Consider the following 11,557-nt stretch of genomic DNA (forward strand, 5'->3'; position numbering starts at 1 on the left):
ACTCCTTACTCCCCCTTGGGGGTTAGGTAGAATTCCTGGAAATAACACGCCGAAAACTACGTTTTAGTAATTGAAATTGTTGGCGCAAATAATCAGTATTGGGTAACTTTTCACCATAGCGCCAATCGATATAAGCTTGGGAAATTTCGGCAATAATTTCCGCCACAGCTTCTTGATGCTGCTGACGAGATAGATCTGCATATTCCAAAGGAGTTTGGGCTGGATGTTTTTTGTAACCTTTCGCCGCCAAAAGATCGAGCATTTGCTGATATAATCTTGCCATTGGCGGCAGTTTCGTCAACCTGCGTTGATAACTCCAGCTTCGCAATTGATTCCAAGCGAACCAACCCAGGAAGACAAAAGCGATCGCGCCAATTAAACCGCCAAATAAACCTAACAAACCACTAGAGAAAAATCGCCACAAGTTAGCAAATAATCTCGTCAGTCCCCCAACAATAATAATCCACAACTGATTAAGAATCGCTGTCACAGGCGAAGGCAGCCAACCAGCAACCCAATTCCAAAACCTACGCAATACCCCAAAAGTCTCATTTTCTTCAATCGAAGGCGGAATTAATTCATTACCAGGAATCGGATCGAAAGTAAACCAACCGTATCCAGGAAAATATACTTCAGTGATTGCTTGAGCATCAGTATTACTAACCAGATAATAGCCAGTAAACGGATTAAAATCACCTTGATTAAACCCCGTTGCTAATCTCGCCGGAATGCCAATCGAACGCAACATTATGGTTAAGACAGTGGGAAAATGATCCGGATAGCCGCCTTCATACTTAAATAAAAACGCTTCCACTAAATCTTCATCCTCAGCAAAAAAAGGTAGATCCCCTTGAATGCTATAACGTTGTTTTAAAGCTTGGGCGAGAAATAAAGCCTTTTCGTAAGCAGAAGTAATCGGTTTCGGCGAAGTAGCCAAAATTTCTTCTGTACGTTGGCGAACTTTGGCAGCAATTTCTGGCGGAACTTGTAAATAGTAATTTTGAATTTCTTCCGGATAATCAGTAGAAGCTGTTCCTAGTGCAGTGCGATCGCGAAATGGGACTTCCGAAACTACCGTATAAGTCAATCCATCCACCAAACCCAAAGGCGATCGCAAATCGCCCTCTGGTCCAATAGCTACCTCTCGCGTCGGAAAATAAAGTCTTTCTGGATAAGCTAACGCGGCAATTACATTTGGTAAATCAGCCACTGCCGTGTAACTTTGAATTACATCTTTGGTTCTAACTCGGGGAACAAAAGTTTGATTAGGGATGAAAAATTGATAAGACCAACTCGGACGAGTTAGAGTTTCTTCCTCTTCAACACGAGACACTTCCCAACCCTGACCAGTATAGCGGTCAAATGCCAGCACCCGCCAAAATCCCGGTGCTTGGGAACGCACCCGCAGCAAAACTTTTGGTTTCAGTTGTCCGCGTAGATTTTGATTAATTTTGGTATCAAAACCATAGTAATAAGTTTCGTCAACTTCTCCGGCACCTTCACTAGGATTTTGTCCCACACCACCACTACCTTCTTCACTTTCGGTACTACCAGGATTAACAATGCCGCGATTTTCAGGATCGAAACGGACATTATCGAGATCCACAGGCGAACTGACAGGTAAGGTTTGCAATTGATAACCGGGAAAGCGCGGCATTAAAGCAAAAATAGCTAACCCTAAACCGACAACAACCAACAACAATACGAAAAGACGTTGAGGAGACAGAGGAGAATATTTACTAGGTCGAATTCGATTTAATCTCGTTTTACGAGGAGCATTAGTGGGAGTGGGTAAAAAATCTAAACTAGGGAAATTAAGTCGAGAACGATAATCGAGGACTAAAACCGGAAGCGCGATCGCCAAAAACAACAATAAAAAAGGCGCAAAAGCCAAAGTTTGGGAAATCGTCCCCGCCACACCCAGTAAAATCAAGCCAATGACCATCGAATACCCCAAATCCTTACGTTGGGGTAAATGGAAACTGTGGATAACTTGCAATTGCACTAACAACTGAGCCAGAACCAAGCGCGTATCATTTAAATTAGCGAAAATATTCTCAAAAAAAGATGCCAGAGCAAAAAGCATCGCGATCGCTAAGACAAACTTCGTGGTAACATTGCGCTTGCGCCGTCGATACCAACTCCAAAAAGCGCCAACAATGGAAAGCGGAATCGCCCACAAACTCATCTGCGTATCTTCAGCCGCAATATCAGTAGCGACGATTCCCACAATTACTAGCGCCTGTACCAGCACCCGTAACCAAATCGATTCTTCAGTTTGAGGCAAAGGTATTCGAGCAAAAAACTGTTGCAGTGGGGCAAACAAAGGTAAATGCCCGATCCGATCTGATTTGAACATTTTGCCATAAATATAGATATCAGGGAGAGGTTTTCCACACTCTCAATATCCTCTAGGGTATCTTTTAGTTGTTAACGATGGCGAGGAATATTAGCCGAACAGTAGAGATTATTCGCACCTGAAACGTCACTGCTGAAAAATTACTGCGGGGCGATCGAAGCGGAGAAAAGGTAAGTCGGAGAGAGAGAAGGAAAAAAGAAGCCGGCAAAATTTAGACTAAGATATTGAGGCGCAATCGCTGCACCGACACGCATAGGGCGTATAGCCAAAAACATTTCTGGCAAAAAGTTGACTACTCACAAACCGCGATCGCAAAATTCAAAGGAGAAGAAGCGCGATCGCGCAGCTTAATCTCTAAAGGATAAATTTGTCCTACCTGACAATCAAACAACTCTACACAAAGATAGCCCGGATAAGTACGCTGTGCCATCACCGAAGCTTGAGGCGAAACCCAATTCAAACTACCACCTTGAGGCAATCTTAGTCTTACCCGTACCGAAATACCTGGATAAAAATCGCCACCGACTTCACTAGTTTGAGCCAAATCTGCTCGGATCTTCACCACTCCTGCTGTCGTCTGCCATTGACGTTCTACCGTAGTTTGCACGGGCGAGAGATTTAGCGTCAAACTATTAACAATTTCTCTAGCCGCGAGTAACGAAAGGGCAATTTGTTGTTCGATAGTAGCAGCTTCGTAATTTTGAGGTAATAAAGAAGCCAAATCTTGTTGAGTTTGCTCTACTGACGACGAACGACTCGGAGACAAACTAGGAGAAAGCAAAACAAATCCTAAGCGATCGAGAGCTTGAGAGCGTTCGGGAAACAAACTACTAACCGCACGTACCATTTTAGCGGCTGGCGGAATAGGCAATTGCATCGCTTCCGAGCAAGCCTCTAACAAATTTACCAGAACCCTTTCCGGCATCGGCATCAAGAGCCTCAACGTCGCCAATTGTGGATGCCACAACTGTCGAGCAGGAACCGAAAGGTTAACTACCTCGTCTGATAACTCGGCTTCATAGTCGCGAATTTCAGTTTCCCAAGGAAACAAAGGCAGATGAGCTTCAATTTCCTGTTGCATTTTGCGCTTCAAAAGCGCCTGAAAACGATTTTCCACGGTTGGTATCTCTCCCATAGCTGAAGAAGGGGGGGCATTAGCTGGATCGCGAATCTCCGATTCATCCCAATCAAGATCGTCTAATTCTAATTCTTCGACAAACCAATCTTCCGCCAAATCGGCGCTTGGCTTGAGTCGATCTCGATCTGGGCGATCGGGAACGGACTTTTCTTGGAGCCAATTTAGTAATTGGCAATACAAAAAATCCAAGTTTTGATTCATGTCACTATTCATCTTCAGATGCACCCGATCCGGATACTTAACAACCGTGCTTTTATCATAATTGGCATGAAGACTACCGCGATCGCGACCGACTTAAACGTTAGTAGTTCATGGATTGCGAATACCCCACGCGAGGGAAAGCAGTTTAAACCATTGCTTGTCCACTTGATTCGCAGTCATCGAAAGTGTTTGAGCAATTTCTGAGTTAGGTACTTTTTTTTGCTTGAGTTCAAGCAGTTTTGTTTGTTCTGGATTTAGTTGGTTTTTAAATTGCTCCCACTCTCCAGGCGTAAGTCCGAGATTGCGCTCTAAATCAGCTTCTAACCACTGATGAACGAGTTCCCAACGATGGGAAAGAGCAAAGCGGATCAGATGATATTTAAATCGCTGTTGCAAGTAATCTCGTTCGCGAGCAGTTAAGCCGAGAATCTCTTCTATTTCGCTAGCAGTCAAGTCTTGTAACCGCAAAATGAAGTAGTTAATACACTCAGGTTGCTGCCGTTCTTCTAAATAAGCGATTAGTTCCTCAATTATAGTCTCGCGTAGCGTCCCCTCCAAAAAGGCGGACTGTTGCTCGACCATTACTTCCCGAAGCTGCTGCACAGCAGAATCATTCCAGTTGTTGGTTGACTCTGGCGCTCCACCTTCAGCCGCTAAGTCCATATCTACGACTGATTCGCGAGGTTGTTGTTGAGAAAAAGTTTGCGCTCGCAAAACGATCAATTGTTGAGATCTCTTTGGTCCGAGGGGAATGCGTCGCTTGGCGTAGCGTTCGGAAAATGCCATATATTCTGCTAGTTCGAGCAGAGTCCGGGGACTGTAATTTTCACTCAGTTGGTTTTCCCGGCGAAAGGCATTCAACGCTTCAGCATAAAATCCTTGTAAGAAATCTTCAATCAGTACCAATCTGGCTTGATAGCTGGCTCGATTTTGTCCGCCAGAGATGTAGCGATAGACGATCGCGCTGAGGGTACTTTGTAGTTCGATCCGTCCTCGCTTTGAGCCAAGTTGGTAATAACGCCGACACTGTTCGAGACGGTGTAGGGCGAGTTTTTTTGCCCAGCTTTGTATATCTCCAGATGCTTGAATTCTCCTACTTTGTTGACAAATCCTGGTTACTTCGTCTGTAATACGCGCTGCTACCTCGCGACATTTCTCTGATGATGCCCGAGTAAGCTGCTTAAGTCGCTCGAATAGTAGTTGAAAGATTGCCTCCACGCTCTGGTCGATTTTCCACCGAAATTATCTATATTGAAAACACGCCCTAGCTCACACTCATAAGGGGAAACTCTGGTTCAAAAGGTTTGCCAGTTGCTTAGGCGGAGCCTTCTCCAAAGGAGATCGCGCTTTACTTCTTTAGTTAATGGTAGTTAACATCTGAAAAAAGATTAAAAAAAAATGGATTTAGAGCAACAAATTTCTCTTTTGATTCAGGATGCTCCTCGTTATGGTGTTTCTGCTGTCGCGATCGAACAGGCGATCGCGCCAGTGCTCAGACTCTTTGCTAACCAGCTCCAACATCTCGAATACTATGTTCTTCAGACGCTCGCTGACGATTGGGTCTTGACTACTTTAACCAATCGCGCTCAACCTTCTCTGGAAAAAAAGGTTATTTATGCTTTCCCGACGCTTAAAGATGCTGCTGATTTTCAGGTCAACAAAGATCCGCAAATTATTGCCTCATCCGTTCCTGTTGCCCATATTTTGTTCCAGGTTTTTCATCTCGAACAGGTAGACAGTGTGGTATTTGTCGAAACACCAGGTAATTTAACCTCTGGTCAAGAAGTACGGATTGAGGACTTAAAAAAGTTAATGATGATGCAAATTCAACAATTACGAGCTAAACCCTCATCTGATGCTAGTAATCTTCCTCCCGATTTTGCTTAATAATTTTTTAGTACAGACGACTAACTACATAGTCAGCCAGATTAATTAAAGCTTGGCGGGATTCTGAAGCTTTGAGGCAGCTAATTTTATCCACCGCTAATTTAGCTTGTTGGCTTGCTAGCAGTCGGGAACGCTCAATCCCGCTACTTTCTTTAATCAGTGCTAGGGCTTGCTGAATATCCCCTTCTTGGCTGAATTCCCTTTCAATGAGGGTTTCTAAATAAGGTTTTTCTTCTAAAGCGTATAAGGCAGGAATGGTCAGATTGCCACTGACTAAATCTGAGCCTGCTGGTTTGCCCAATACTTCTGTTGAACCAGTAAAGTCCAAGATATCATCAACAATTTGAAATGCCAAACCTAAATTGCGTCCGTACTCGTATAAATTTTGGGCAATTTCTGGAGAAACTCCGCTTAATATTCCTGCTGCCTTGCTACTATTAGCTATTAATGAGGCTGTTTTATAGTAACTCTTTTCTAGGTAAGCTTCAATAGATAAGCTAGTGTCAAATCGGTTTAACCCTTGAAGAATTTCTCCTTCGGCGAAGTCGCGAATTACTTCTGAAAGTAGTTTGACTACTAGGAGATTGTCCAGGTTGGCTAAGTACCATGAAGATTGAGCAAATAAAAAATCACCTGCGAGAACGGCAATCCGATTGCCAAATCGACTATTGACTGTCGCTACGTTCCGCCGCATTTCTGATTCGTCAACAACGTCGTCGTGTACTAAGCTCGCTGTATGAATCATTTCGGTGATTTCTGCCAAGCGGCGGTGACGCTGAGTAATCTCGGCATCGAGCATTGTTCCCCGGGAAATTAACAACACGATCGCTGGTCTGAGTCGCTTTCCTCCTGCTCCAAACAAGTGTTCGGCAGCCGCTCCCAAAATTGGGTGTCGCGCACTCACCAGGTTTTTTAAGTTCTCTGTCAAGAGTTTTAAATCTCCCTCAACAGGAGCGAACAGGGTGGTTACTGAGGTCATTGGTTAGCCTGTTCTGGCGTTCTAGTTACGAAATTTTACATTTACTTTAATTTATTTTAAGCCAACCTTTCCCGACATGAAAGTCTTTTTCTGAGAATTATCATCTTGGAGTTTGACCCACATTACCAGAAATTGTCAAGTAAATTTGCGGCGATCTCTTTAAGATTTCTGTAGATTGTGTTATTCTTATATTAAGGGTTTTAAGAATTTAAGCAGCTCGTTGATTCCCAAATTGGCGGTAAAAATATTTACCCGCAAACCAATTTTGGAGACAGGTCTAGTTAGGCGATTTTCGTCTAACCACTTGATTATAAGTCTCAATTATTTAAGCCCTAAGTTTTGCTTCTGTAAACTCTCAACAACAGGAGCGCAGTTTCTGGTGCGGTTTACAGTAGCAGCAAGGCAAGGACTTTTGTGATTAACAAAAAGTCAGTTCTGCTGTACTTATCCGCCAATGTCCGCAAAACTAATCAAGCACTCTGCCTCAGCCTCACCACGGGCAAAAACGCAGTGAGTGTAAGTTCAAGCTAGCTCGAACTAAAAAAAGCGAGTTATCCTCTACAAATTGTTCACCCTAGATGAGTTATGGAGTTATGGCCGTGATTATCCCCCTTCTTGCCACTAGCTATTTATTAGCTATTTATTTGTTATTAACTTTAGTTGGGCGTACAGCTAAAGTAACACAATCAAATTCTAAAGAGATCACATAAGGAAAGCAGCTAGCTTCAGGTTTGCTGAAGAAATTTAAGGAGTAAACGACACTCCTTAAATTTCATATCTAGAAGCAGTCAGTAGAAGCAAGGTAATTTTTGCTCTACTGACTGGTATGGTAATTAAGCAATGAGGAACGGGGGTAGCCTCGATCGCGCCAGCAGACTAAACACGATTTTGTTGAATGTACTCTAAAATTCCCACAGCGATCGCCTGCGCCATTTGGTTTCGATAAGTTGGGTTAGAGAGATTAGCCGCATCATCCCGACCAGTAACAAAACCAACTTCGACCAATACCGAAGGCATAGAAGTTCTGCGGAGGACATAAAACCGAGCTTGTCGCACCCCGCGATCGCGGACATTGACATTGCGGAGAATACTACGGTGAATTGTTTGAGCCAGACGCAAACCGCTACGGTAATGATAAGTTTCCAAACCATTAACATCCGGACGGCTAAGACTAATCGCATTAGCGTGAATACTAACGAACAAATTAGCCCCCGCCCGATTAGCCATTTGCACTCGCCCTTCCAAGCTAATAAAGCGATCGTCAGAGCGAGTCATCATCGCATTAACTCCCTGCTGTTCCAGATATTGTCCCACTTGCTGGGCGATCGGCAAGATAACATCCTTTTCTTGGAGTCCTCCTCTACCGATCGCCCCTGGATCTTTTCCCCCGTGTCCAGGGTCGATCGCCACCAGCGCTCGTCCGTTAGGAACTCTCGGCAAAGATCTTGACGGCGGCGAACTCAGATTATTATTGGGCGTTGGCTGCGTCCTTTCTGGTGGCGGTACAGGAATAATCGTGCTGTTATTAGAACTACTAGCCAAAGTTGGTTGTCTAGTTTGTTCCAGCTCTAACGAGATACTATTTTCAGTTGGTTGATTAAGTTGTCCGATCGCTACCCCCACCCCAGGCTTAACTGCTACCACAACAGTATCTCGATCTTGTTGGCGAATGCGTACTTGGGAAATCGTACTACCTGCGGGTAGAGAAGGTCCTCTAATCGTGTCAGCCAGTTGAGCATTAGGAATACTAATTTCGTAAGTTCCCTCTTGACGATTCCAACTGCTAGTAGCTCTGAGTGATTGGTTAGCACGAATAATCAGTTGACTACCGCCAACAGTCAAATCCACCGCCTCAATTATTACCCGTCGCTCAACCGTTTCCCCTCGAACTTCTCGTTCCGGAGTAGAAGAAGAAGCATCTTCTAGCTGTCTAGCCGGGACTCCATCGGGTAAAATCACCAAACCGCCACTACTAAAACTCGCCTTCCAATCAGGACTATCTCGGTCTACCTCCAAAGTAATTCGAGCCACTGGAGGAGAATTCGAGCCTTGGCGAAATGCCACCTGACTAACTCCATAACGATTAACCTCCAAATTCTCTTGAGCCAATCGATTCGGGAGAGTCACACCTTCAAGTTGAATATCGATTTCGCGGCGATCGCGGCTGCGGGTAATTTTAATTTTTTTAGGTTCTCCATCATTGAGACGCACAAAAAAACCACTCCGCGTTACCTGAAAATCATCAAGCGTTTCTACCGAACGATTTTCTCGAGTTGGTTGGGGAGGACTTTGTACCCTCGGTTGCTCATTTTGAGGCGAAGTTTGCTGCGTCGGTGGCGGTTGTATGGGCTGTGGTTGAGGTTGTACGATCCTTTGCGGTGGCGGTAATACTACCGTCCACTGAGTCGGAGAAATACCTCGAACTCTCACTTGTTGAGGATCTACAGTATATCCCGGTGCTAATTCAATCACCAAACGAGTTGTTTGGCTATCAACCTGTCCAATTCGTAACTCTGTTAACAATCCACCTAAATTTTGCCGAACTGAAGGTCGTCCCAAACTAGTTCCGGGTAAATCGATTACGATTCGACTAGGATTAGTAATCAATTGCGCCCTTGGTTGAACGCCTTCGTTCGTACTAAACGAAAGTCGGTTTTGACTCTTATCAAAACGCCAAAAAAGTAGTCTCCCAGCTTCAGCCGGAGAGCTAAACAGCAAAACACTTAAAAAACTTAGTAATAACCAGTGAAATCTCACAGTTGTCGATCCTCGCTTGTACCAAGCACAGTAACAGTAGAAAGAACTGTTCTAGTTTGGCATAGGTTCGCTCCTTAAATTATCTCAAAAGCAGCGATCGGGCTATTTCCCAGATACCACAAGTTGGCAGAATCATCGTGCTTTGGGATAACTTAGTTGCCACAGGACTTATTTAGCAAGCCTATTCCTAGGGTTTGTATGTTAGCACCTTATACCACTATTCGTGTCTGACCGGGAATTAGCCAAGTCCTCGCAAAAATGCCATAACTTGAGTAGCAGCATTAATGCACCTCTAGTTTTCGCGATGCTTTCTAGACTTAAATATTATCGACGCAAACAGCAACAGTTTAGTTTCAAAAATTTTAGTTGAAATTCCTACTTGCGACTAGGTTATTTGCTTCCAGTGCTAACGCTAGCGCCGAGCGCATCAGAATTATCGCTCTCCTGCTTAATTTTCATTTTGTCACTGTTAAAATCAAGCTTGACAAATCGAAAAAAATGTGGATAAAAACCTGTGCCAGATTTTTATCCTTTTGTTCTCTGTTCAATTAATAGTAGCTAAGTAAGCGATCGCGCTTTTGAACATCTTTTTAATTGTTAGGTTTTTGCGCAGTTTCAATTTCTGACGAGGGAGAATCACTTTCTGAACTAGCTGACAAATTCACTGATTCAGTTGTCGTCCCATTCAAAGAAGATGCTGTTTGCGGTTCTTGGAAAACAAAGCGTAACAGAGGCGGCGCGATAAAGGTCGTCAGAATTACCATCATAATAATCGCAGCTTCCGTCGCTTCCGACAAAGCACCACTCGCTGCGCCCACACCAGCAAATACCAATCCTACTTCGCCTCTTGGTATCATCCCGACACCAATAGCCAACTTGTTCAAATCCGGCTGACCGAAAAGAGTAAAACCAGTAATTACCTTACCAACAATAGCCACCACAATTAGAAAGGTAGCAATGATTAATCCTTCTCGATTGCTAGGGACGGCAGGATTGAGGACTCCTAAATCAGTTTTTGCGCCGACACAAACAAAGAAAATTGGCACAAGAACGTCAGCCACGGGAACCACTTGTTCTTCTAATTCTTTCCGCTTTTCGGTTTCTGCTAGCACTAGCCCAGCAGCAAAAGCTCCTAAAATTGCTTCTAGCTCAATTACAGTGGCAATATACGACAAGCTGAGAGCAAAAATCAGTGCGGTGAGCAATAACTCGCCACGAGTCCTCATCTGCTTAACCAAAGCGATTAAGTAAGGACTGAGGAAGCGTCCGACTAAAATAGCGCCGATGAGGAATACCCCAGCACTAATAATCAGGTAAATGATATTACTGATTTGAATTTCTCCAGTTTTTACCAGGGAAGCCACAACTGCTAAGACGATAATTCCTAGAACATCATCGAGTACCGCCGCTCCAATAATTATCTGACCTTCTCGCGAACTAAGCTGTCCTAATTCCGCGAGAACCTTGGCGGTAATCCCAATACTGGTAGCAGTTAAAGCAGCACCCGCAAAGACTGCTGGGACGACGGGAACGTTAAACAAATAAACCAAACCTGCGGTACCTGTAGCAAAAGGGGCGACAACCCCCACTACAGCAACGATCGCAGCTTGGGGTCCGACGCGAATTAGTTCTTGCAGGTCTGATTCTAAACCGATTTCAAACAAAAGTATAATCACTCCCAGTTCGGCTAGGAGAGAGATGACTTCGCTTTGCGTAGCGAAAATTGAGTCCGCGATTTCGGGACTCACCGTAGTAGTACGAGCAAGAAAGCTCATCACCAATGAATCGCTGGCTGCGGCACCACCTTCGGGAAAAACGAGTAGATGTAAAGCAGAAACGCCGATGACAACTCCGCCCACCAATTCGCCTAATACTGGTGGTAAGTTGATTCGCGAGCAAATTTCTCCGCCGAGTTTGCTGGCGAAGTAAATTACGATTAAACTTAGCAGTACCCCAGCAAGAATTAGGGTACTGCTTGCGGTTTCTGTTTCTTCTGCTGTTGCCAGCAGAGGTGCTAGGGAGAAGTTGAAAGTGAAAAAACTCACTGATGTTATTAGATGAGCCATTTGGTGCGGCAAAAATCACTATTATCTAATTTACAAGCTTCACTGTAAATAATTTGTCAACTCATAAAATAAAAGTTTAGCAGTTTCCCCACCGCAGCGAGAGCGAATCAACTTAATTGAGCGCTTCTGCTGCTTCTTTGGGTCTAATTCTAATCGAAAGTAGTAAAGCT

7 protein-coding genes are annotated in these 11,557 nt (G+C 44.2%); 1 reads left to right on the plus strand and 6 read right to left on the minus strand.

Going from position 1 to position 11,557, the window contains the following annotated elements:
• Positions 1 to 22 precede the first annotated feature (22 nt).
• The 3 genes from G3T18_RS16795 to hetZ all read right to left on the minus strand — a co-directional run bounded on the left by G3T18_RS16795 (position 23) and on the right by hetZ (position 4,916).
• Positions 23 to 2,359 carry a transglutaminase TgpA family protein gene (locus G3T18_RS16795; protein ID WP_224411731.1) on the minus strand — a complete coding sequence of 779 codons (2,337 nt, stop codon included), beginning with the start codon at positions 2,357 to 2,359 and terminating at the stop codon, positions 23 to 25.
• 292 nt (positions 2,360 to 2,651) lie between these two features.
• Positions 2,652 to 3,698 (minus strand): hypothetical protein, encoded by a 1,047-nt coding sequence (locus G3T18_RS16800; protein WP_224411732.1) that lies wholly within the window; start codon positions 3,696 to 3,698, stop codon positions 2,652 to 2,654.
• A 108-nt stretch (positions 3,699 to 3,806) separates the two neighbouring features.
• Positions 3,807 to 4,916 (minus strand): heterocyst differentiation protein HetZ, encoded by a 1,110-nt coding sequence (gene hetZ / locus G3T18_RS16805; protein WP_224411733.1) that lies wholly within the window; start codon positions 4,914 to 4,916, stop codon positions 3,807 to 3,809.
• Positions 4,917 to 5,096: 180 nt separating this feature from the next.
• On the opposite strand from hetZ, the gene G3T18_RS16810 reads away from it, so the two are divergent.
• Positions 5,097 to 5,585, plus strand: a complete 489-nt coding sequence (locus tag G3T18_RS16810; RefSeq protein WP_224411734.1) for a hypothetical protein — start codon at positions 5,097 to 5,099, stop codon at positions 5,583 to 5,585.
• Between the two features lie 7 nt (positions 5,586 to 5,592).
• Here G3T18_RS16810 and sds read toward each other — a convergent pair whose 3' ends face one another.
• The 3 genes from sds to G3T18_RS16825 all read right to left on the minus strand — a co-directional run bounded on the left by sds (position 5,593) and on the right by G3T18_RS16825 (position 11,387).
• Positions 5,593 to 6,564: a solanesyl diphosphate synthase gene (gene sds, locus G3T18_RS16815; protein WP_224411735.1), complete on the minus strand. Its 972-nt coding sequence runs from the start codon at positions 6,562 to 6,564 to the stop codon at positions 5,593 to 5,595.
• Positions 6,565 to 7,440: 876 nt separating this feature from the next.
• The gene (locus G3T18_RS16820) at positions 7,441 to 9,321 is read right to left on the minus strand and encodes an N-acetylmuramoyl-L-alanine amidase (protein WP_224411736.1); all 1,881 of its coding nucleotides are present in this window, start codon (positions 9,319 to 9,321) and stop codon (positions 7,441 to 7,443) included.
• Positions 9,322 to 9,911: 590 nt separating this feature from the next.
• Complete coding sequence (locus G3T18_RS16825) at positions 9,912 to 11,387, minus strand: cation:proton antiporter (protein ID WP_224411737.1); 1,476 nt, start codon at positions 11,385 to 11,387, stop codon at positions 9,912 to 9,914.
• Between the last annotated feature and the right edge of the window lie 170 nt (positions 11,388 to 11,557).

Origin of the sequence: Oscillatoria salina IIICB1, from assembly GCF_020144665.1 — a bacterium.
Classification (GTDB): Bacteria; Cyanobacteriota; Cyanobacteriia; order Cyanobacteriales; family SIO1D9; genus IIICB1.

Coding starts and splice junctions, on each gene's coding strand:
- G3T18_RS16810 (WP_224411734.1), top strand. CDS start 5,097: ATGGATTTAGAGCAACAAATTTCTCTTTTGATTCAGGATGCTCCTCGT.
- G3T18_RS16800 (WP_224411732.1), bottom strand. CDS start 3,698: ATGAATCAAAACTTGGATTTTTTGTATTGCCAATTACTAAATTGGCTC.
- sds (WP_224411735.1), bottom strand. CDS start 6,564: ATGACCTCAGTAACCACCCTGTTCGCTCCTGTTGAGGGAGATTTAAAA.
- G3T18_RS16795 (WP_224411731.1), bottom strand. CDS start 2,359: ATGTTCAAATCAGATCGGATCGGGCATTTACCTTTGTTTGCCCCACTG.
- G3T18_RS16825 (WP_224411737.1), bottom strand. CDS start 11,387: ATGGCTCATCTAATAACATCAGTGAGTTTTTTCACTTTCAACTTCTCC.